Here is a 23,639-nt window from a genome sequence, read left to right on the forward strand (position 1 = left end):
CGTCTAAATTTCTATTTTCGTTCGCGAATTTTTTACGAGCATCACCTCCCATATTTATTTTGGAATACTCCTCCTTATATTCTTCTTTGGGAGAAAAATTCCTCCTTTATAAGATAAAAAAAATAACTTTTCTTTCTTTAAGCTGCAAATTATCGCCGGAAATTTTATTGATCCTCTGCCTATGCTTACATTTTTTGAATCCTCCAAGGTTCTATTCCGTATACAATAAGGAGAATAATACCATACAGGAGCTCATAACCTGCTTGCGTATTTACCGAATTACATAATTTTCATTTAAACTATAGGGGGATACAGCGTGAAAAAACTTGCAGCCGTATTACTATCTTCATCTATTTTATTAAGTACACTTCCAAGCGGGCTTGCCCAAGCAGCAGAAGCAAATGTGACCCGGGGAGAAGTTGTAAATTATCTATTGAAAGTCGTAGATGATTACAATCCTGGTGTCAAAAAGGAAGATATTCTGAAAGGCTATGGCCAAGGAGATGCAAAGGAAAACCAAGATGTATCCCGAATTGAAGCTTTAATAATGCTGAGTCGAGCGTTCTCCGAGCTGCCTGAGCCAAAAGGCAATGATCTGCGTATTGCCAACATCACTGCTGAATTCATTGACATCCCGAAATGGGCTGAGGATGAAATTGCCAAGCTAACAGCGACGGGTATCATTAACGGTTATCCAAACGGAAAGCTTGGAGCTTCCGACCACATTACCATGGAGCAGTTAAATACCTTAACGAAACGCTTGATGGCCCTCAAAGGATCGAATCCACGCGATGATTATTATGAATTCGTGAATAAGACCTGGCTGAATCAATCCACTATCCCAGCTGGAGAAATGACTAATGGTGTATTTAATGAACTGGCAACCTTGAACGAGGATCGCGTCAAAACCATCATCGATGAAATCGTGCAGAAACCACAGCAGGCAGGCTCCATAGAGCAAAAAATTGCCGACTTTTACAAAACCGCTCTTGATGTGGAGCATCGTAACCAACAGGGAATCAAGCCGATCGCTCCTTATTTGACCGCGATTGATAAAGCTTCTTCCATTCAGCAATTGCTTGATACAACTCTAGAAATGGAGAGTGCGATGTCGAACGGTTCCTTGCTTTCTTTTGCCGTTATGGGAGATGCCAAAGACAGTAATGTCAACACTTTGTATTTCTCGGGCCTAGGCACCGTACTTGATAAGAACAGCTATGTTTCCAGAGATGAGCGGACCAAAAACGTATATATTGGTTATTTAACAAAATTGTTCAAACTGTCTGGAGCAGATGAGAAATCTGCAAAAACACAGGCTGAAGTTATGTATTCCTTCGAAAAAGAATTGGCTGCAGCGACCATGGACATTCAGGATCAAGGAAACGTAAATAACTTCTATAATGCCTACAGCAAAGACAAATTTGTCGCACTCTTTAAGTCATTTGATATGGCGAAGGTGATGAAAGAGCTTCACTTCGACAACACGGATAAAGTGATTGTAACCGATATCGGTTTGGTTAATAAAACAGCTGAAATATTAACTGATCCAAATCTCGACACGCTCAAAACCTATGCCAAAGCCCTATTATTAATGAATACAGGCAGTATGCTGTCAGAAGACTTCGTTAAAATCAGCCAAGAGTTCCAGTCTGAAATGTTCGGTGTAGAAGGTGAAAAAACAAATGAGGAAATCGCCCTGATGATCACTCAAGGAGTGATGAGCGATTATCTTAGCCAAGAGTTCGCAGAACGCTACTTCAGCCAAGAAGCCAAGCAAGATGTCGAGCAAATGGTCAAACAGTTTATTGAGGTTTATAAAGAACGAATTCAAGACCTCGATTGGATGTCCGAGACAACCAATGCCAAGGCAATTAAAAAGCTTGATAAAATGACGATCAAAATCGGTTATCCGGATAAATGGGACGATTCACTTAAAAACGTAACTATTAAATCCTACGAGGATGGTGGATCGTTGTTCGAAAATATTGTGGCCATCTCCAAGGCTAGTAAAGCACGCGCGGTTGCTTCGCTCGGCCAGCCTGTTGACAAGAATAGCTGGATGATGAGCGTCTACGACGTAAATGCTTATTACAACCCGTTGAACAACGAAATCGTGTTCCCGGCAGGAATCTTGCAGGCTCCGTTCTATGATCTGAAGGCCAAGCATGAGACAAATCTGGGTGCAATCGGCATGGTTATTGCGCATGAGATCAGCCACGCTTTTGATAATCTGGGCTCCGCCTATGATGAGAACGGAAATGCAGTCGACTGGTGGACAACAGAAGATTATAAGAAGTTCCAGGAAAAATGTGAGCAAGTGATTGCTTATTACGACGGCGTTGAAGTCGTTCCTGGCGTGTATAACAACGGCAAACTGACCGTAAGCGAAAATATCGCCGATCTCGGCGGTATGGCTGCTTCACTTCAGGTGTTGTCCAAAACGGAAAATCCGGATTACAAAGCTTATTTCGAAGGTTATGCCACAATCTGGCGTACTACAATGAACAAAGAAATCGCTAAGTATATGTCAACCGTCGACACCCATTCTGCGAACAAGGTACGTGTAAACCGCACGGTCTCAAACTTCCCAGAGTTCTACAAAGCCTATGAAGTAACCGAAAAAGATGCCATGTACGTGGCTCCCGAGAATCGCGTAAGCATTTGGTAATTCTATAAAAAAGCCGAATGAAATCCAGAAAAAAAGCTGATGCCGAAAAAAAGGGCATCAGCTTTTTGGTTGAAGCGAATCGTTTAGCTTGACATTTGTTGTTTGAATGACGCATCCAATGGGATACACAAGATTTAAGGGCGCTATTTTCAATCGCTGCGGCCTTACGGCTTTCAATGCACGCATTCGGGCAGGATGCGACAGAAATATACTGCAAGATCACGCCAGTTGACGGCTTTCAATCTACGCATCCGTGTAGGATGCGACTATGTACCACCCCATTAAACGCGAAGACCGTACACTTTCAATCCACGCATCCGTGTAGGATGCGACCGCAAACTCCGTTGCATTATCCATCTGAGACGGCTTTCAATCCACGCATCCGTGTAGGATGCGACCAAAGATCGACTGTATGACATCGTGAATTGATCTCTTTCAATCCACGCATCCGTGTAGGATGCGACTATTAAGAGAGGTAAAGGATAATTTGGCACATGGACTTTCAATCCACGCATCCGTGTAGGATGCGACGGATGGGCAATGTTCATGTACTGAATGTTATTGCTTTCAATCCACGCATCCGTGTAGGATGCGACATCCGGTCCGGTACACATTTATTACATTCAGAAAGGACTTTCAATCCACGCATCCGTGTAGGATGCGACGTATAGGAGATTCAGGGAGCAACAAAAGTAAAGCTTTCAATCCACGCATCCGTGTAGGATGCGACCTTGAAGACCAAAAGCAAGCATTGCAGGATGAGAACTTTCAATCCACGCATCCGTGTAGGATGCGACATGGTCAAGGTCGCATTGGTATCGTTGGCGTAGACTTTCAATCCACGCATCCGTGTAGGATGCGACCGTTATAACAACAACATAGATAAGTGGCATAATGACTTTCAATCCACGCATCCGTGTAGGATGCGACCTCGGCGGCAGAAAGAGAGCATCATTACAATGTATTGCTTTCAATCCACGCATCCGTGTAGGATGCGACACCCGGCTCCTCTGCTAACAGCAGCGCCGGATCAAACTTTCAATCCACGCATCCGTGTAGGATGCGACTCCGATTTTGGGGAGAAAATGTCCACGTATCGGTAATTTCTTATTGAATTAATTAATTTGTAGGGTTAACAAATTACATTTTAATCCAATCATGGATAAAAACAATGATATTCATGGTGCGAATCCCCTAGGGATTTCATGTTCGCTTGAGGTTCGCACCAAATTGTTGACAAATATTATAAAAATAATATTCAACTCATCTGCTCAAATTTCCTCTATTTCATCATAAAAATGAGGCAACTTATTCTTAATGAGTTACCATTGATTGAAAATCATCTCGGCTGGATTGATCAGCGTGGTAAAAGACTATATCTCCATCCATCATAGTGAAGGTACGCCCATACGGATCAGTAATCTTGCGCCGGAAACCTTCCATCTGCTGCCACTGATTCATCAGCGGAGCATAGACATACTGTAAATATGGCTTGTCTATCTGCCCATCGCGTATCGTCTCACTGTTAAAATTCACGACAATATAGCCCTCTTTCAGAAAAATCGGAGACTTATCCGTTAAACCTTGATGTGTACGTCCATATTCTGCTACATTTGTCCCTGCCTCTACCGCGAACAATTCTGCAGGCAGACTATACTCCCCATACCATCGTTGAATCGATGCACTGGCCCGTGCTGAATCCACGCCAACAGGCAGACCATTTTTCGGTCCCAGCAAGGTGCGAACGTTCGCAGGAAGCTGTAACAGACTAAGACGACCGATTATTGTTTTTTGCTTAGTCATCTTTTCCTTATAGTACTGAACGTACTGAGCTCGTCCAATATTGGCAACCTGTCCAAACGTATACTCGTGATCATATTTATAGAGCGCCGTATCTGTTAATTCCTCGTCTGGAACATTCCGTAGCCGTTCATTCAGAACAACATAACGTTCCACCTCATCCATCGGTGAACCGATCCTAACATAACTGCTGCGCCCAGTATGATAATACAGATCCACCGGGGTTCGCTTACCATCCTGAGCACTAACAAAATAAAAAGTCGGAGTAATGCGAATCTGATCCTGAGCACCGAACATATTGCCCTTCGTCTTCAAATCAAACTTAAAATGATAGCCTGATTTGATCACCGCATTTTTATAAACAGGATGACTCCCAGGGCGAATCGGTAACGTATACCTCTCCGTATTGCCACGCGTAACCCCATCTATACCGTTAAGACCTACCCAATAGGAAACCCCAGTTGATAACGCTTGTCCTATCTCCGTCCGAAAGACGCTTTCCCAGTTGTAATCGGCAATATCGGTAACATGAAAATCATACACGCGCCCGATTACATCTACAGGTACTATAGCATAGGCGATATGATGCGATAAATTCAGGTTTGCATTCGTCTCATGCGTGGCCCCAGTTGGAGCATTATGAGCAACCGTTTGAAACTCCACATCGTAAAAACCTTCATCCACCCATACCGGCAAATAAAAGGTAAAGAACTCCTCAGACTTTTCAACTTCAATCCAGGTGTTCTTCGGATAAAACTTAGTCTTCGCCTCGTTATACACATCAAATGGGAAACGAATCTGTTTACTTCCTATGTAATTTAAATAATCACGATTCCCATACCCCAGATATTTGGCATGCTGCCCGCTATTCGGCATCTGTACCGTAAAGAGACGCTCCAGAATAACTGCCGAACGATTTAATGCCGGATTCGTCTTCTGGTTATGAGCCTTATCATCCGATACTCCCGGATAAATAACAACCGGAGTATGTACGGTAACCGGATTAATACCATAGATGGCAAAGTTCATCGTATCGGACCCATTAACTTGTTCATAATAAATGGTCCCTGAACTGGGTTCATTTGCTTTATTTGTCTTGCTCATTGGAATGACGTTGTTAGGACTATAAATAACATTGTCTCCTGTCATGGTAGCTATGGGAATCGGCCTAGGTGTTGGTCCATGATTACTTGTGGTTGATCCGCTCATTAACGTCTGATTATAAAAAATAAAAGTATCATTATTGACGTTTACATACACGGCTGACTCTGCAGCTGCCTGTGGATCTGCATCAAAGTTGACCGTAATATCTTCTGGAACAGAAGACGGTTCATAACCTGCAGTCTGCGCTGTTGAATAATACGGAGCGTTATACCCACTTGGCTGAATCCGAATACCTCCATTATTAAAGGCATAGTTCCACAACGCGGATTCCTTAATCTGATAAATCTTGATTCTCTCTATCGTCCAGTACGAATATTCTTTCTCTACGATGACTTGAACTGTGGTTCCCGACTCTCCTGCATCTTCCCCATGATCTGGATTCGGGTCAGGAGTAGGTTCACTCGGAGCTGAGGGCGAGGGCATAACCGTCACATTCACTTCAAAAGTACACTTGCCTACCATTTGTTGATATTCATATTTACTAAGGTAATCCTTCGACCATACATTTCCGTACAAGCTTTCTGTCGTAGGAACGCCATCGAGTACATTGAAGCGTTCATTTCCGCGGCTATCCGCTTTAATGACAGCACTGACGTTAGGGTATAAATCTTCCCCAGCGATCGATTGACCAGGAAGGGGATCTGTACAATCTACACTCCCAGGAGGAGGTGGTGGCGGTCCACACCCAGATTCATTCGGATCAAGCACACAAGAATCAGGCTCATCTGCATAGTATAAATAGAGGTAATAGATTGAGTATGTCCCACTATAAACGATGGTCGGTGGTTTTCCTGGTTTGATTTCCCCTCCGCTTGGAGCTTTCTGATTACTTGCTTTATACCCTTGATATTCCCATGTAACTGTTGAAGGCGTTGCTTCGAAAACATATTGTTGATCTTTTTCAAGCTTTACTTCATAGTCCTTAAACCCATCTATCCCATTAAGAGGATCACCTTTAGTTGTGAAGTGCTTGATGACCGCTTTTCCTTCTGCCGGTTCAAGGGTAATGGTAAATAAGGTTGGAAAGTAGTAGCGCCAACCTTCCACACCTTTGGAAAACTGTTGGCCCTTGGCTTCTTCTTCCTTCCTCCTGTCAATAGGTTCAACCGCTTCTAGAAAACCACTTGTTATATACACTGGGTAAGTTGCAATATTGGTTCCGATTCCTACTGGAGTATATTGTGTATACGAGTAGCCTTTTTTTGAAGTTGCATTTTTATAGTAGTTAAGAGGCTTTTCTTCTAGCTCACCTGTCCTTGCCGCATTAAATACTCCTTCCCAGTTATTTCCTGAGTAAGTAAACTGACTAGGAACAATACTCTTAATTCTCCTGTTAGAATTAAATTGAAATGTATAGTCGAACCCATCAATTACTGGAGACATTCCTGGTCCTACTCCATTTGTCCACATACCACTAGCATTTTTCCAAACCTCGTAATACACCATTCCGAGAAAATAATATACATTTTCATCTCCCGGATCCTGATACATTCGAGTGGGGCCAATGGCCGCTTCAGCTTTGTCAGGATAAATCATAACTATAAAACTAAAAAGTAATATGGCTACAAATATTGACATGATCCATTTCTTTAGTTTTGTCATCCGTGTTCACCCACTTCCCTCATCTAAAAGGATTAGTAAACGCGACGATATAATTTTTAGGGTAGGTTGAATCAAATGCAATGTAATCAGCTGTTTTGAGATCATATTTCTCCCAATTAACATCCGTGTAGATCCCATTCACAAATTTATCCGAAGCACTTAGTACCGGATAATAATTCGTGATCGTTCCATCCCCATGCTTAGTACCAGCATCCAATCCATCACGTCGGTACTTTGCGTTACTATTAGCAACCATATGATAAATAGGCGAACCATTTTCGTTACTACGAATAGCTATATAATCTTGTCCATATATTTTGACCAAGTAAATATCGTATAGAATAAAATCATCGGCCATTTGGATTGGGAGCTGCGAAATATTAAATATCTTAATCCCTTCATATGGATCGTCTGAGACATTGTTCAGTAGATACGCGCTTTTCTTATAGTACTTACTAAAATCCCCCAATTCCCGCATCCTAAACTGCTCATCGTCCGTGCTCAGGATGGTCTTTTCCCCGATCCAGACCCAGTTACCAGCTTTGTCCCAGCTTACCTTTTCGCCAAGGTTCTCGCTGACAAAACGCAGAGGAACATAGGTCCGACCTTTTACTGCTTTGGCTGTAGTATCCATAGTGACTGATTTTCCATCTACTTTCGCAACTTTACTTCCAAGGGTCAATGAAATAGTCTTATCTCCCTTGGTATAGGAGACGGATTTCCCCTGGAAACCCACTTCTGCTCCTAACGCTTCGCTAACACCTCGCAAAGGAACTTGAACACGCCCATTTTCCATCACCGGATCACCGCCATCGAACATAACCTTTTTACCGTTAACGATGACGGCAAGCTTAGGAGCTCCAAAGACTACAGGGCTTTGTTTGCCAGCTGCACCAACAGGTGATGTTACAGAAGAACCTCCCAAATAGATCACACTAATTCCAAGACTTATCCCCAACAATACTTTTACTAGTTTCTTCATCACCAACCACTCTCCTTATCTTCTTTTTTAAATGTAATTCAAAAGTCCACTTTTGATCACGAAGTAAGCCAAGAAGAAATCTCGGCGTTGAATCTTAAATTCACCCCAGCCTTTCGGTGTTCTTATACAAACTACGTACGCTCCGTTCCTCAGTCCAAGCTTTATCCAACCTTCTCAATGCTGAAAACTGGTTTTCGAACAAACTTCTATGAATAGCCAAACCCAATAAGCCCGTCCAAAGCTAGTTATATAACAACAAAAAAGCACACCTCTATTATCAAAAATAAGTAGAAGTGTGCTTCACTGGTTCCATTATATAGAAATTATGGGTATTAGTAAATAGGAAACTTGACCGAATCTACTTGTCTTCGCTTCTGGTAAATCCCTCCCAGGTCGTCTTCAGAAGCTTTGTGGCCCACTCGATATGCCTCTGATCCTCATATTTTCGGTAAGCACATTCAATATGTAAAATAAGAACCAAATACAAATCATAGATTTGGCTCCGAGTCTTCTCGGACGGGGTTAATTGCTCAATACCGTAGCCCCGTAAAAAAGCTGCGGATTGGCCCGACACTGTGCGAAAGTTAAATTCCAGCAAATAATCGCCCCAGAGTGCCCGCTCGCAATCGATCAAACCTGTAATGCGGCCGTCCCGGATAAATACATTGCCATCCCATAAATCCCAATGGACCAGACAAGGGGTCTTCACCTCTTCCAAGCTGGCCTGCGCTTGATCAAGCACTGACCATATCTCATCCTCTGTCATAGGCAAGCTTACCCCGGCATCCCGGGCATCGGCAAGAATTCCACCAAACATGGATCTCAACACATCCGGCCACTCCGTCCCCTGCTGCTCTTGCAGAGCATAATAGCCAAATCGTTCCCCCTCAATATCGTTAATTAAGCGATTAAGACGGCCTAGTTCAGCCTCAATGACTTCTCTCTCTTCCTGAGGCAGCGATTTCTTCACCTTAACAAAGGTTACACCGGACATATATTCCATAATAAAATACTCCAGATCCGTCTGATCGCCACTATAGTAATACACCTCGGGAACCGGAATATCTCCCCGAGCCCGCAAAAGACGAAGAACCTCCACCTCACAGCGCATCATTCCTTTTTCATAACGCATCGACTGTATGGAAGAATCGGGAGCAACCTTAAGTACGACCTTCTTTCCATCGTTCAAGGTTAAGGTGTACGCCGTGTTATACATTCCATCTGTTAACTCTTCCGCATAAGCTATGCTTTTAGTGCCTGCAAAGGCTGTCCTGATAGCCTGATTAAGTTCACTGCGCGCCATCTTTCTCCGAATTGCATTCTGCAATTTCATTCCTCCCCATATCGATGAAGCCACTCGCAGGATGACGAGTGGCTTATCGGTGTATACGGATAATACTTCTTTATTGTAAATTTTTCAATAGATTTTAAAGCTGCTCCAATATTTTGACCCCTCGGCCCGGAATAACCATCCGGCCGCTCACACTCTCAGAAGTTAGTAGATCCACAGCTTTCTTACTCCCCAGATCCACCTCGACATCCGCTGCGTTATGGTTCAACACGAACAGATAGGAGACGCCCTCGTTCACACGCTGAGTCGTCTCAACCCCTGCCGGAGCATTTAATAGCGGCTCAATGCCCTTCTCCGCACACAAATTGGCCAGGAATCCTTTAAGAAACGCAGCTTCCGGACTGCTTGCCACATAGTAAGCTTTGCCCTTGCCATATTTATTTACGGTCAGCACCGGCATGCCTTGATAGAAATCCGAACCGTACTCGGCCAGAACCTTAGCCCCCTCTGCATGAATCAAGTCACAGAGCAAACCACATTCATATTTCCCCTGCAATTCTCCCCAAGTCTGCTTCATCACGATCTGATTATGCTGATCCGGAAACAAGGCATCGATCTCTTCTGCCCAGATACCAAGCAATGGACGCAGTTCTCCAGGATAACCACCAAGCGTAACCAAATCATTCTCGTTCACGATCCCACTGAAGAATGTAGTAACAAACGTGCCGCCGGCAGCTACATAATCCTCCATTTTCTTTGCAAAATCTTCCTTCACCATATACATCACTGGGGCGATTACGATATCGTACTTGCTCAGATCTTCATGAACACCCGCCATATCTGCTTCAATATTCATCTCAAAAAGAGCGTCATAATACTTATGGACTTCCTTCACATAATCGAGAGCTACGGATGGCCCGCTCGACAATCCGACCGCCCAACGGTTCTCCCAATCAAATAAAATCGCCACCTTGGCATGAGCCCGAGCATCCAGCAGCTTATCAGACAACACATGCAATTCCTGCCCAAGCTCTGCGCACTCTCTGAAGACGCGGGTGTGCTCATGACCGACATGCTCAATGACCGCTCCATGGTATTTCTCGCAGGCCCCTATCGAACGGCGCAGCTGGAAGAACATCACTGTATCCGCGCCGTGCGCGACAGCCTGATAGCTCCAGAGGCGCATTACGCCTGGCCGCTTCAGAGAGTTGTACGCCTGCCAGTTCTGTTGGCTTGGTGTCTGCTCCATCAGCATAAACGGTTGACCGCTCTTTAATCCGCGCATCAAATCATGCGTCATCGCCGTATAGCTGACCGGGGTATCCAAAGCGGGGTAGTTATCCCAAGAGATTACATCCAGATACTCCGCCCATTTAAAATAATCAAGCTCGGGATACAATCCCATCATATTCGTCGTTACCGGAATATCCGGTGTATATTTCTTGATTTCTTCATACTCCAGCCTATAGGCATCCAGCAGGCTATCCGATTGGAAACGCCGATAATCAAGTGAAATCCCTTGGAAATTTGTCCGGTTCCCGTCCCATTCCTCACTTAGTTCGTTCGGTGGAACAACTTCGTCCCAATCATAAAAGGTGTGTCCCCAGAACCGGGTATTCCAGGCATGATTCAATCGATCTATCGTTCCATAACGCTCTTTGAGCCAGACGCGAAAGGCCTTTGCACAGTTATCACAATAGCAATAGCCGCCATATTCATTTGAGACATGCCACACGAGCAGTCCTGGGTGATCCTTATAACGCTCAGCCAGTTTCCCAGCCATAAGGGCTGCATATTTGCGATAAGTTGGCGAGTTAGGACAGGAGTTATGGCGTCCGCCAAAGCTGCGTTTTCTTCCCTGCCCATCTACTCTTGTTACATCTGGATACTTCTTGGCCATCCATGCCGGATGAGCAGCGGTGCTTGTTGCCAAACATACATACACCCCGCTTTTGTACAAGCGATCCATGGTCTCATCCAGGGCTGAAAAATCATAGGTGACTTCATCCGGTTGAAGCATCGCCCACGAGAATACATTGATGGTTGCCACATCGATCCCCGCCAGCTTGAACATGCGCTCGTCCTCTTTCCAGGTTTCCGGGTCCCATTGCTCAGGATTATAATCTCCGCCGTACCAAATCTTTGGAAGCTTGTTATTGATCATTGCAAGCACATCCTTTATCCAGAAATATAATTATATTTCAATTGTAACTTTATTACTTTCCGCTTTATATATAATAAAACCGAAACCTAATATGATAATATGGAACTACAAGAGATTGTTTTAAAAGTCCATTTATAAAGCTATTCGACATCGAATCTTGAACTCAGCCGGGCCTTCCGGTGCTCACGTACAAACTACGTACGCTCCGCTCCTCAGTCCCTAGCTTCATCCAAACTTCTCGGTGCTGAAAACTGGTCTTTTTAAACATGCATATAGAAAAAGCGAGGTAACTTTATGAATAGATCTTCATGGCTTGCTGATGAACCTGCCTGGCAAAGATTCGTCTTCGCCCCATCTGGCAATTTGCGGCTTCCGCTTCAGGTTGAGAGCATCGGATGCAATCCGAATCAAGAGAAAATCAATCGTCCGGAAGGCTACCCTTGCTATCACTGGCTGCAAACCGAGGCGGGGGAAGGCGTACTCTCATATGGCCAAGGCAGCTTTACGCTGGCTCGCGGCAGCGGCGTGTTGCTTCCACCCGGCATTCCGCATGCTTATGAATCAATGGGCGAGGCTAAATGGGCCACCGTCTATTTAACTTTTGGCGGAGAAGCCGCCGGAGCGATACTGTCCGCCTTCGGTATCCGTGAATCAAACTTTTTCCGTTGGGAGCAGGATTCCCCGCTGGCCTATTTTCTGGGCGAAATGATCGAAAATATCGGGAAAGGCCCTGACATATTCGGCCTGGAGGCATCCGTAAATGCCTATCGCTTCCTCGGCCTGCTTAGTAAATTCGGGCAGGTCAGCAATTCGTCCGTAACCCGTAATATGGAGAAGCTAGCCCCTTTGCTCCGGTGGATGGAGAACAATTACAGCAACGCCGATATCGGGCTGAATGATCTGGCCCATGTGCTGAATGTGTCAGGGCGGTATTTAAGCCAGCTGTTCCAAAATACTTTCGATCTTTCGCCTTACGCCTATTTAGTGCAAATGAGGATTCATAAAGCCAAAGAAAAGCTGGCTGCGGATTCCCTGTTAACCGTCGCAGAAGTTGCTCATCATACCGGTTTCCGTGATGTCAGCCATTTTATCGCTACCTTTCGCAAGCACACCGGCATGACACCACAGCATTTTCGCAAGCTCCACTAACTCCGGCGAAGCAAAAAGGCAGGGTAATCCTATGATTCCTATCCTGTATAGCTGTAGGATTTACAATTAACCCCCACACTTCACCAAATAACGCGTGCCCGCTTCAAGCCAAACCCGATCGCCATCTCGCTTGGCCTCTCCATCCTGGCTTGAAATATCCAACAACTCGGCATAGCTTACTTTACACCAGCCCGCTTCAGCAGCAAGAATGGAGGCAGTGCTTAGTTTGCCATTCTCCCAAGCTATGTCGACCGTGAAATTTCCCCTGGCTTTTAAGCCTGTCACATGCCCTGAAGACCAAGCTGAGGGCAGCGCCGGCAGCAAATCTATTCTTCCCCGATGGCTCTGCAGCAGCATCTCGGCCATGCCAGCCGTTCCCCCAAAGTTGCCATCGATTTGAAAAGGGGGATGGGCATCGAATAAATTAAGATAGGTAGAGCGTGAAAGCAATGTCCTGACATAATGATAGGCTTCGTTCCCATCCCTTAACCTGGCGTATAGGTTGATCAACCAGGCGCAGCTCCATCCGGTATGTCCGCCTCCATGTGAAATTCGGTAATCCAGCGAACGCCGTGCTGCTTCAGCCCATTCCGGGGTACCATCCGGAGTTATTGCTGAACCAGGATACAGGCCATACAGATGAGAGACATGTCGATGTCCCAGTTCACTCTCAGCATATGAATCGATCCACTCCATCAGTCTCCCATCGGCCCCGATCCGTGGACTGGCCATTCTTTCCAGCGTATCTTCAAGAAGCTCCACCCATGCTTTATCCGCTTTAAGGAGCTGCGCAGCCTCGATGCAATGCCCAAACAGCTCGCGAATCAAGAACAGATCCATCGTTGACGCATAGGAAATACTGCAGGGTTCCCCGCGCTCCGTCAGAAACATATTCTCGGGAGAAGTCGAAGGAGCTGTGACCAGTAAACTGTCCGGGCCCGGAACGAGCCAATCGATACAAAATTCGGCAGCTCCTTTTAGGACAGGGTAAGCCGTGTCCTCCAGATAGACTTTGTCCAAGATGTAAGCATAGTGCTCCCACAAATGACGGCTAAGCCACACTCCCCCCATCGGCCAGCAAGCCCAGCTTGCACTTCCATCCGAGGGCGTCGTTACTCGCCATAGATCTACATTATGGTGAGCCGTCCAACCATTGCAGCCATAATGGATCCTTGCAGTCCGGGCTCCGGCTTCGCTGATCTCTTGCACCATATTGATCAACGGTTCATGACACTCGCTCAAATTGCATACTTCCGCAGGCCAATAGTTCATCTCCGTATTAATATTTGTCGTATAATTGCTGTTCCAGGGCGGCTGCATATGTGGATTCCAGATCCCTTGCAAATTAGCCGGCTGCGTGCCCGGCCTGGAGCAAGCTATCAATAAATATCGCCCATAATGAAAATATAACGCCTCCAGCTCCGGGTCACATGCTCCCGCCTGGTACGCAATCAGCCGTTCATCTGTTGGTTTTGCTGCGGCTAATGCCATCATCCCCTTATCCATTACGGGAACAGACTGCTTATCTGAAGCCTCCTCGGCCCGTAATTTTGACTCCTGACCCTTGTCTAATTCCAGCTCCACCCGGCGGAACAATCCACGATGCTCCTTGATATGCCTACTGCGCAGTTCAGCATCCCGGCGCATGAATGCCGATTGCATCACTGATTTACAACACTCCTCCGGTATTGAATCTGCGCCTTGCCCCTGCCCGGGCACTACATCATAACCTTGAAAATCAGTAGCCGCTGCCAATAAAAGCGTGATGCTCCGTGCATCCTCTATTCGCAGTTTATGATCATCTGTAGCCCTAAGCCTGCCTGCTTCATGCCTGACACTGACCTGTGCTGCGAAGTTTAATCCACGACCTTCCTCATATAGAACAGACTGCGGATGATCTCCCCTATGATTGTCTGCAATATGGCTTGGGCATGAGCCACGCATCATTAGATATCCAGCTTTCTCCACAGCTTCTGCAACATGCTTCAGCGGGGAGTCCAGCGCTACGGTAACCGTGAACGGAGAGTGGTCTTCGCAGTCTATATGTACAACCAATACCTGATCCACGGCGCTGACATACACCTCGCGTGTCATCGTTATGCCCCCGCTTCGAAAGCGAACGGAAGCGATTCCCGTATCCAGATTCAATTCACGCTCATAGTCCGTCACTTCTTCAAGCCCAAGCTGATCGATCCGCAGATTTCCGAGTGGTAAATAGGCTTCTGACCGTGGGCCGAGCATGCCTTTCTCTACCAAAGCTTCAGCTTCTTTATATTTCCCGGAAAATATAAGCTCCCTGACCGGCTGCAAATGCCGAAGTGCTTCATAATTTTGCGGATCACGAGGATATCCGGACCATAATGTGTCCTCATTCAAACAGATCAGCTCACTTTGTCCCCCGCCATGAACCATGCCACCGATCCTGCCATTTCCGACCGGCAAGGCCTCCTCCCAGCAGGAAGCCGGCTGCTTATACCATAATTTCCAGGAAGTCTCTCTGTCACTGTTCACCGTCAATACTGTCACCGCCCTCATTGTTTTCATCAACAGCTAATTCATATTTAATTCTTCATGCCATTACAGATCCCTGTAGAAAAGACCTCATCCTCCACAAAAACGTGGAATCTGAGGTCCTTTCTCGCATTGATAGGCCACCCGAACGAACTGCTATTGAATATCTTTACCTGTAAAGAGTGCAACCCGCGCTTTTACAAGCTCTGTATATTCGGCCTCCATCTTCTCTGCTCCCGCCTGATCTAAATCGTCCAGGAACCCATCGTAAATCTTATCGAAGTCCGTTGTCTTGGCCAGAACAGCCTCCGGAATTTTCTTGCGAATAATATCCTGCGTCTTCTGGTAGATAACTTGATAGTCGCCATCTGTAGGCACCGGCATGTTGTACAAGGCGCCCCATTCCTTGGCCGGGAAGTCACTCTCCTGCGGGAAGAGATCCTTCCAGGTTGTTGCTTGATAGGCGCCCAGCGTTTCCTTCTCGGCAGCGGTATAGCCTGCAACGATCTGTTCCGGGAAGCTGGTGGTATAGTAATTGCCGGATGGATCCTTCACACCATCTCCATAACGTGCACCAAAGGTCAAGTATAAGCCAACGCCCGATTCCTTCGTGAAATTCGTCGAATCATTGGTCTTGCGCTCTTGAATTTCCGTCGGAATCACACGCAGTCCATTCCCGTCCACCGTATAATGCTTGCCTTCAATGCCCCAGTTCCGAAGCACCTGTCCCTCGTCAGACGACATCCAGTCAAGGAATTGGATCGCCCGAACCGGGTCCTTGCAAGCCGTGGTGATTGCGATTCCGTAGCCGTCAACTCCGGCGGATTGGAAAGAATGATCCTCATACTCTTCTGTCAGCGTGACCGGGAAGTGCGCATAAGTGTATTCATCCTTGCCCGCCGTCTTGAGCGCATTTTCCGCATCCTGATAACCCCATTCCTGGTCGATCAGACCAAGTACGCGGCCGCTGGCGATTTTCGCTTTGTACTGGTCATCCTTCTGGACAAACGTATCCTTATCCAGCAATCCTTCGTTGTACATATGGTTCAACCAGCGGAAATATTCCTTCTCCTCCGGACGTTTATAATGGAGCATTGCTTCATAGGTTTCAGGGTTAACATAGTACTCGCCGTCATCCGGTGCGCCTGTGGCCAGGAATGCCGGGTTCGTCACGCTGATCATAATTCTCCAATCGTCGGCATTCAACGTAAGCGGAATCGTCGGCTGACCGTCTGTCGTTGGGTGCTTCTCCACATACTGCTTCAGTACATTCTCGAAATCCTGCACAGTACGGACCTGCGGATAACCAAGTTCTTTAAGCACACGCTGCTGAATTTCAAATCCGCCGCCGGCATCGAAATACTGCTGATCCACACCAACATTCGTAGGAAGCTCATAAATCGCTTGATCTTCATTGCTGTACTTCAAGCGGTTCATATTTTCACTGAAAATCTTCTTAATATTTGGCGCATGCTGATCAATTAAATCCGTTAGATCGATAATGAGGCCCGCATCTACCAATTTGGACAAGCTGCCCTTGGCAAAAATAATATCCGGTACCTCGCCGCTCGCCGCCATCATCGCAACCTTCTGATCTCCGCCGCCACTGCCAACATCATACTCGGCATTGATCGTAACCCCGGTCTTCTCCGTAATCAATTTGCCGACATCGTCCTGCATATTGTTCCAGTTCGGGCTCGCATCGGCACCGAAGAAGGTGAAGGTCATCGGGCTGGTGTCCATGGTATTTTCGGTGTTTTGCCCCGCATTCGTTCCTCCATTATTGCCCGTATTATCAGGCGCTTGGCTATGGTTATTGCTTCCGGAATTACCGCAGCCGCCAATCAGCAGCGTAGTCGCCAGCAGAAGCGCCGCGAACATTTTAGGACTTCTCCATCTCATTTCTGCAATCCCCCTCATAGAAATAGAAGTTATATCGTATAACAGGCTGTAGCCTGCAAATACCGCTGCACTATTTTAGTATCAAGCCTTCACCGCGCCTAATGTCATACCGTCAACAAAATAACGCTGCAGAAACGGATATACGACCAAAATCGGAACGGTAACGACAATCGTAATCGCCATCTTGATCGATTCAGGCGATACCTGGGCCATCTGATTGGCGAGATCATTAGCATTAACCATGCTCGCCCCCTGATTAGTGCTCTGTAAAATCTTCATCAGCTCATATTGCAGCGTCGTCAGATGAGGCTTATTTCCGTTGTACAGATAAGTATCAAACCAGGAGTTCCATTGGCCTACGGCCAAGAACAGCGAGATCGTGGCTAATACCGGCTTACATAACGGGAGGATGACCTTGTAATAAATTTTAAAGTCATTGGCCCCATCCAATTTCGCTGATTCCTGCAATGCATAAGGCAGACCATCGATGAAAGATCGGATAATGAATACATTAAATGCACTAACGATCCCCGGCAGGATATAAATCCAGAACGTCCCGATCAGATGCAGATGACGCATCAGCATATAGGTTGGAACCATGCCGCCGGAGAAATACATCGTTAGGGCCAGGAAGACCGAGACGAATCTGCGTGCTTTGAAGTCAGGACGGCTTAGCGTGTAAGCCAGCATTGAAGAGCTGATCAGCCCAAGCAGCGTGCCTGATAATGTCCTCAATATCGTAATCAGGAAGCCTTGCTTCAAGCTGGAGTAACTAAATATCGTACGGTAATTCTCTAGCGTAAAATCCCGTGGCCATATATAGATCCCGCCCCGAACGGTGTCTGTAGAATCATTTAGCGAAATAGCAAGCACATTCAGAAACGGATACAACGTAATAATCAACACGAGACTTAGAATAACTACGTTAATAATGTCAAAGGTCCTATCTGATCTTGTGGAATTAAATGCTTTTGTCGCAGCCATTCTGCTCCCCCCTACATGATGCTTTCTTTCGTCGTCTTCTTCATGATCCCGTTAGCTGTAAGCAACAGAATGATGCTCACCACTGAAGTAAACATACTGATCGCGGTTCCGTAGGAGAATCGGCTGATCTGAATGCCGTATTTCAGAGCGTATAAATCCAGCACCTCAGAGTAATCCGTGACAAGCGAGTTGCTCAGCTGGAATTGCTTCTCGAAGCCGATGCCAATTAAGTGGCCGAGCGACATAATCAGGAGCACTGAAATCGTCGTGCGAATGCCCGGCAGGGTGATATTCCAGATTTGCCGGAACCGGCCTGCTCCATCCACTCGCGCAGCTTCATAAAGCTCCCTGTCGATGCCGGTAATGGCCGCCAAATAAATGATCGCATTCCAGCCGGTTTCCTTCCACACATCGGAAGCGGTTACAATTCCCCAGAAGTATTTGCCCTCAGCCATAAACTGAATCGGGCCATCTATTACATGAAGCTGAATGAGCAGTTCATTCACGATGCCGTCCATCGACAGCATCTTCGTAATGATTCCGGCTACAACGACCCAGGAGACGAAGTGAGGCAAATAAGAAACCGTCTGTACAGTACGCTTGAAATATTTGCCGCGCAACTCATTCAACAGTACTGCGAACAAAATCGGAATAATGAAGCCGGCTACTAAGCCCATCAAGCTCATCGCCAAAGTATTCCTTAACACCAAATAGAATCTGTCGTCATGGAATAGCTCTACGAAATTTTTAAACCCGACCCACTTCTGCTGGGAGAAAGATTTGGACGGCTTATAATTCTGAAAAGCCATCGTCCACCCCCATACGGGCAAATAGCTGAACACAAATACCCAAATGATGAACGGCATGGACATCAGGTATAAATATTTCTGTTGAACGATGCTCCGCCATACCCTTTTCATCCGTTTTCCGGGCGGCTCAGGAGTGGTGACTGCCTTCTCTTTTTCCGTATCCGCTCTAGCTGACAGCGTTTCCATCTATCCATTCCCTCCTCTGTATAAACCAATGATAATATACCGCCCAGAGAGGAAATACCCGATAGATTTCAGACAAAACCATATAATAATTAGACATCCAATACATAACCTGAGCTATTTACATGCAAATGGCTTATACCGCACCGTTTAATATCGGTACCGTGAAGGAAATCCGCGTCCCTTGCCCATACTCACTGGCAATCACCAGGCCATGCTCTTCACCGAAAGATAGAACCAGACGCTGATGCACATTGCGCAGGCCGATTCGCTTCTGCTCCGACTCCTCGGGATTCACCGTCGATTGAATCACCTCCGCCAGCCGCTCCGGGGTCATCCCCAGTCCGTCATCCTGCACGGTTACACGCATAGCTGGACCGCACAGCTCAACAGTAAGCTGAACATGCACGCCTTCTATCTTGCCTTCAACACCGTGAACGACCGCATTCTCAACGAGCGGCTGAATCACTAGTGGAGGAATCATCATGTGGCTTGCCGCCGGGTCCACCTTGACCTCGAAGCTGAGTCGGTCCTCGTATCTGAACTTCTGGATTTCCAAATAGGAGCGCACCATTTCAATCTCTTCCTTCAATGGCGTTTGCTCTCTGCCGACCTCCAGATTTTTGCGCATCAGCTTTCCTAACAGGCGGACGACATTGGCAATCTCCTTGTCCCCCTTCATGTGGGCGTTCATACGGATCGATTCAAGCGCGTTGAACAGGAAGTGCGGATTGATCTGGCTGGCCATCATTTTCAGCTTAATCTCCCGCTGTGCCAGCTCCAGCGTATTGTTCTGCTCCGTCTTCTCTACGATCTGGTCCATCAACTGCCGGATGCTGTCGACCATATAGTTGAATTGACGGGATAATTGCCCGATCTCATCATTGCCGTCGATCCGGGACACGACATTCATATTTCCCAGCGCCAGCCGGTTGAACTGACGGCTTAGCTGGAGCAGACGATTGGTCGTCAGGAAAGAGACGATATAGACGAAGAATAGGGCGATGATCAGCACAAGAAAAATGATCAGCAGACCGATAAAGCTGACTTTGTTAGCGTCCTCCATAATGGAAGCCGTGTCGAAAATGGAGACGATTTTAAGAATGCTTGTCCCTGCTTCAGGCATGAGCTGATCTACGATCATATAGGAGGATTCACCATGAATATCTAGCTTGTGGGCCCCTTTTCCCTGTTCATTCAAATTTACTCCATAATCCAGATCATTCAGGGTTGAGCCGACCAGTGCCGGATTTTTGGCAGCGACGATATATCCCCGCTCATCGGCAATCAGCGTCTCGAACGGCTCCTGGCGCAGCATCCGGTTCAATTCCTCCTGATCCAACGAGACAATCAGCACTCCGCTGGTATGGGTCTCCGGAAAGTTTACCTGCCGGACCAGGCTGAGCTTGCGAATCGGAATTTCTTCCTCATCATCGATGTATTGCCAGATGGCTCTTCGGCTCTCCATCGCTTCCCTGTACCAGTTGGTAGATTCAATCTTGGCATCAACTGGAACAAGCTCCAGATTATTAATCAAAGTTGGATTTCGGTAATAGAAGCGAATCTCGGCGATCTCGCGATACATGTTAATGTAACGGTGGAAGCTGTCAAAGGAAAGATAAGCCTTCGTTAATTCAAGCACGCTCGGGTAATGGGTCGAGGCGACCTTCTCCAACGATTTGTCCATGAGCAGCGTATTCGATACATCATTTGGCATGCGCATTATATTGCTGAGCTGGGTCTTGATCTTCTGAACATTGTTGGTCGTCTGGGCAATCGCCCGTTCCATTGCCTGGGCCCTGAAATAACTAACGACCCCACCGCCCACCAGCAATACAGGAATCATGACAACGACAAGGTATGAAATAATCAGCTTATGCTTCAGCTTCAAATTATTGGTCATACGAATCGCCTTGCTTAACACAAATCATCGCCTCCTTAAAAACCGAATATCCCCTGTCTTCTTCGAAGAGGGGATATTTCGGGCCTGAACTAATCAGGGCTTACACTAGCATAATATTCGATATTGTATATATACTTCAAGATTACTGCACTGCCAGGAGCGATGTCCATTATTTAAGTTGTATAGAGACTTCCACCTCTCCGGAGTAAACAGGAACTTCGATGATGCCTTGCCCGTTCCATTGCCCCCCTTGGACCTGCGTTACTTCACCTATTCCATGTAGAGATATTTTGAAGGCTTTGCCTGCTCCTTCAGCCTGCAAGGACACAGCAGCACCTGTACGGGCAACACGCACTGACAGCTCTGTCTCGCCACTTTTATTCCGTACAGTCCTCGTAACTGTGACATGATCCTCCAGCTGATAAATCCCAAGCTCTACACCATCCGCAAAATCGTAGTCTGGGCGAGCATCGTTAGCGCCAACAGGCAGGATCGAGTTGGGACGCACATACAGCGGCAGGCTGAAGAAATCATAAGTTTCCTTGCGCCATTTACCGCCTTCCACCGCCTGGCCTGTCAGGAAATGGGTCCATTTGCCTTCCGGCAAATAATAAGATACCTCGCCCTTCTCGCTAAACACAGGAGCTACCAGCAGAGAATCGCCCAGCATATATTGGCGGTCCAGCACTTCAGCTGCCGGATCATCCGGGAACTCCAACAGCATGGCGCGCATCGAGGGAAGTCCCTGTTCTGTCGCTTGCATCGCTGTATCGTACAGGTACGGCATCAGACGGCATTTCAACCGGGTGAAATATCTTGTTACGTTCACCGCTTCCTCATCGTACGCCCAAGGCACCCGGTAAGAGCTGCTGCCGTGCAGTCGGCTGTGGCTGGACAGCAGCCCGAAGGCGAGCCAGCGCTTAAACACATGGGCTGGAGCCGTGTTCTCGAAGCCGCCAATGTCATGGCTCCAGAAGCCGAAGCCCGATAAGCCCAAGGATAGGCCGCCGCGCAGCGTCTCCGCCATCGACTCGTAGTCGGCATAGCAGTCGCCGCCCCAATGAACTGGGAACTGCTGTCCTCCAGCCGTCGCTGAACGGGCGAATAATGCCGCCTCATTTTTGCCCAGCTTCTCTTCCAGCACTTCAAACACCACTTTATTGTACAGATAAGTATAATAATTGTGCATTTTTACAGGGTCAGAGCCGTCGTAATAGACCACATCCGTCGGAATCCGCTCGCCGAAGTCGGTCTTGAAGCTGTCCACACCCATATCGATTAACTCGCGCAAGCAGTCCTTATACCATTCACAAGCATCCGGATTTGTAAAATCAACCAGCGCCATGCCCGGCTGCCACAAGTTCCACTGCCATACATCGCCGTTTGCCTTCCTGACCAGATAACCTCGCTCTCTGCCTTCCTCAAACAAGCGGGAGCGCTGGGCGATATAGGAATTGATCCAGACGCAAATTTTCAGCCCCTTTTCTTTCAAGCGCCCGAGCATTCCGGCCGGATCGGGAAATACTTCCTCATCCCATTTGAAATCCGTCCAGTGAAAGCCGCGCATCCAGAAGCAGTCGAAATGGAATACATGCAGCGGCAAATCCCGCTCCGCCATACCATCCACGAAAGAATTGACCGTCGCCTCATCATAATTCGTTGTAAAGGAGGTTGTTAGCCAAAGCCCGAATGTCCAGGCTGGAGGCAGCGCCGGGCGTCCAGTCAATGACGTATATTTGCTAAGCACGCCCTTGGGGTCAGGCCCATCGATAACGAAGTATTCCAACGATTCGCCGGGAACGCTGAACTGCACCTTTTTTACTTTCTCCGAGGCAACTTCGAATGAGACTGCACCCGGGTCATTAACAAATACGCCATATCCTTGATTCGTAATGTAGAAGGGAATGTTCTTATAGGCCTGCTCTGAGCTAGTACCGCCGTCCTTATTCCAAATATCAATGGCCTGACCATTTTTCACAAAAGCTGTGAACCGTTCGCCCAGCCCATACACGAGTTCACCTACCGATAAATCAAGCTCCTCACGCATATAGGTCTGTCCACCGTTCTCCGTAATATGCGCCATCGATTTAGAGCGGCTGCCTGTAATCCGCTGCGTACCCCGGTAGAAATCAACGGACCATTCGGCCCCTTTGCTAATCCGAACGCTCAAATTTCCGCTTTTCAATTCGGCGTATTCGTTCGTCTCCGTAATCATGCTATGCTGGCCGCCTTGCATCAGCCCAAAACGAGGACCATGGTCTACTGTGCCGGCAAAATGAACCAGCTTTACACCAATCACTCCCGGCTGCGGAGAGTGAAACTGCACAGTTAGCAGCGTCGTGTTAATCATATCTCCGCGACTGCGAATCGGTGTTGTCGAAGCGTAAGCCGTCAATTTATCATCTTCCGCCCTAAAATCATGAGCCTGTACAGCTGAATCCAGCGTATACTCCTTGCGGATCAACCAATTGCCATCTGTAAATTTCATAAGTTTGCCCGCCTTTCTGTCCACAGCATCGTTAGATGC

The 23,639-nt window shown here is 47.0% G+C and carries 12 protein-coding genes and 1 CRISPR repeat array; of the genes, 2 read left to right on the top strand and 10 right to left on the bottom strand.

Features of this window, described 5'->3' with window-relative positions; all coding sequences use genetic code 11:
- The first annotated feature begins 316 nt into the window (after positions 1–316).
- Positions 317–2,668, top strand: coding sequence for a M13-type metalloendopeptidase (locus DMN77_RS05090; protein ID WP_179013814.1), 2,352 nt, complete (start codon positions 317–319; stop codon positions 2,666–2,668).
- A gap of 170 nt (positions 2,669–2,838) precedes the next feature.
- A CRISPR array of direct repeats spans positions 2,839–3,735; the repeat unit is 32 nt; unit sequence CTTTCAATCCACGCATCCGTGTAGGATGCGAC.
- A gap of 247 nt (positions 3,736–3,982) precedes the next feature.
- Here DMN77_RS05090 and DMN77_RS05095 read toward each other — a convergent pair.
- The 4 genes from DMN77_RS05095 to DMN77_RS05110 form a co-directional block, all read right to left on the bottom strand.
- Positions 3,983–7,234, bottom strand: a complete 3,252-nt coding sequence (locus DMN77_RS05095; RefSeq protein ID WP_218652861.1) for a DUF5704 domain-containing protein — start codon at positions 7,232–7,234, stop codon at positions 3,983–3,985.
- A gap of 19 nt (positions 7,235–7,253) precedes the next feature.
- On the bottom strand, positions 7,254–8,216 hold the full coding sequence (locus DMN77_RS05100; RefSeq protein WP_179013815.1) for a copper amine oxidase N-terminal domain-containing protein: 963 nt from the start codon (positions 8,214–8,216) through the stop codon (positions 7,254–7,256).
- Between the two features lie 358 nt (positions 8,217–8,574).
- Positions 8,575–9,543, bottom strand: coding sequence for a phosphotransferase family protein (locus tag DMN77_RS05105; protein ID WP_179013817.1), 969 nt, complete (start codon positions 9,541–9,543; stop codon positions 8,575–8,577).
- A 100-nt stretch (positions 9,544–9,643) separates the two neighbouring features.
- On the bottom strand, positions 9,644–11,671 hold the full coding sequence (locus DMN77_RS05110) for a beta-galactosidase (RefSeq protein ID WP_179013818.1): 2,028 nt from the start codon (positions 11,669–11,671) through the stop codon (positions 9,644–9,646).
- A gap of 294 nt (positions 11,672–11,965) precedes the next feature.
- Here DMN77_RS05110 and DMN77_RS05115 point away from each other — a divergent pair, with 294 nt between their 5' ends.
- On the top strand, positions 11,966–12,820 hold the full coding sequence (locus tag DMN77_RS05115) for a helix-turn-helix domain-containing protein (RefSeq protein WP_179013820.1): 855 nt from the start codon (positions 11,966–11,968) through the stop codon (positions 12,818–12,820).
- Between the two features lie 66 nt (positions 12,821–12,886).
- Here the strand turns inward: DMN77_RS05115 and DMN77_RS05120 are convergent, their stop codons facing one another.
- The 6 genes from DMN77_RS05120 to yicI all read right to left on the bottom strand — a co-directional run bounded on the left by DMN77_RS05120 (position 12,887) and on the right by yicI (position 23,600).
- Positions 12,887–15,364, bottom strand: coding sequence for a glycoside hydrolase family 95 protein (locus DMN77_RS05120; protein ID WP_256872242.1), 2,478 nt, complete (start codon positions 15,362–15,364; stop codon positions 12,887–12,889).
- A gap of 123 nt (positions 15,365–15,487) precedes the next feature.
- Positions 15,488–17,233, bottom strand: a complete 1,746-nt coding sequence (locus tag DMN77_RS05125) for an ABC transporter substrate-binding protein (RefSeq protein WP_179013821.1) — start codon at positions 17,231–17,233, stop codon at positions 15,488–15,490.
- Positions 17,234–17,314: 81 nt separating this feature from the next.
- Complete coding sequence (locus tag DMN77_RS05130) at positions 17,315–18,217, bottom strand: carbohydrate ABC transporter permease (RefSeq protein WP_068782200.1); 903 nt, start codon at positions 18,215–18,217, stop codon at positions 17,315–17,317.
- An 11-nt stretch (positions 18,218–18,228) separates the two neighbouring features.
- Positions 18,229–19,212: an ABC transporter permease gene (locus DMN77_RS05135; RefSeq protein WP_179013823.1), complete on the bottom strand. Its 984-nt coding sequence runs from the start codon at positions 19,210–19,212 to the stop codon at positions 18,229–18,231.
- Between the two features lie 133 nt (positions 19,213–19,345).
- Positions 19,346–21,112 carry a cache domain-containing sensor histidine kinase gene (locus tag DMN77_RS05140; RefSeq protein WP_179013977.1) on the bottom strand — a complete coding sequence of 589 codons (1,767 nt, stop codon included), beginning with the start codon at positions 21,110–21,112 and terminating at the stop codon, positions 19,346–19,348.
- Positions 21,113–21,281: 169 nt separating this feature from the next.
- Positions 21,282–23,600, bottom strand: coding sequence for an alpha-xylosidase (gene yicI / locus DMN77_RS05145; RefSeq protein ID WP_179013824.1), 2,319 nt, complete (start codon positions 23,598–23,600; stop codon positions 21,282–21,284).
- Between the last annotated feature and the right edge of the window lie 39 nt (positions 23,601–23,639).

Origin of the sequence: Paenibacillus sp. 79R4 (genome assembly GCF_013393165.1) — a bacterium.
Taxonomy (GTDB): domain Bacteria; phylum Bacillota; class Bacilli; order Paenibacillales; family Paenibacillaceae; genus Fontibacillus.

What these genes read in the sequence shown, in the direction of transcription:
- DMN77_RS05100 (WP_179013815.1), bottom strand. Translation starts at nt 8,216, where the DNA reads ATGAAGAAACTAGTAAAAGTATTGTTGGGGATAAGTCTTGGAATTAGT.
- DMN77_RS05125 (WP_179013821.1), bottom strand. Translation starts at nt 17,233, where the DNA reads ATGAGATGGAGAAGTCCTAAAATGTTCGCGGCGCTTCTGCTGGCGACT.
- DMN77_RS05115 (WP_179013820.1), top strand. Translation starts at nt 11,966, where the DNA reads ATGAATAGATCTTCATGGCTTGCTGATGAACCTGCCTGGCAAAGATTC.
- DMN77_RS05110 (WP_179013818.1), bottom strand. Translation starts at nt 11,671, where the DNA reads ATGATCAATAACAAGCTTCCAAAGATTTGGTACGGCGGAGATTATAAT.
- yicI (WP_179013824.1), bottom strand. Translation starts at nt 23,600, where the DNA reads ATGAAATTTACAGATGGCAATTGGTTGATCCGCAAGGAGTATACGCTG.
- DMN77_RS05120 (WP_256872242.1), bottom strand. Translation starts at nt 15,364, where the DNA reads ATGAAAACAATGAGGGCGGTGACAGTATTGACGGTGAACAGTGACAGA.
- DMN77_RS05135 (WP_179013823.1), bottom strand. Translation starts at nt 19,212, where the DNA reads ATGGAAACGCTGTCAGCTAGAGCGGATACGGAAAAAGAGAAGGCAGTC.
- DMN77_RS05130 (WP_068782200.1), bottom strand. Translation starts at nt 18,217, where the DNA reads ATGGCTGCGACAAAAGCATTTAATTCCACAAGATCAGATAGGACCTTT.
- DMN77_RS05095 (WP_218652861.1), bottom strand. Translation starts at nt 7,234, where the DNA reads ATGACAAAACTAAAGAAATGGATCATGTCAATATTTGTAGCCATATTA.
- DMN77_RS05140 (WP_179013977.1), bottom strand. Translation starts at nt 21,112, where the DNA reads ATGACCAATAATTTGAAGCTGAAGCATAAGCTGATTATTTCATACCTT.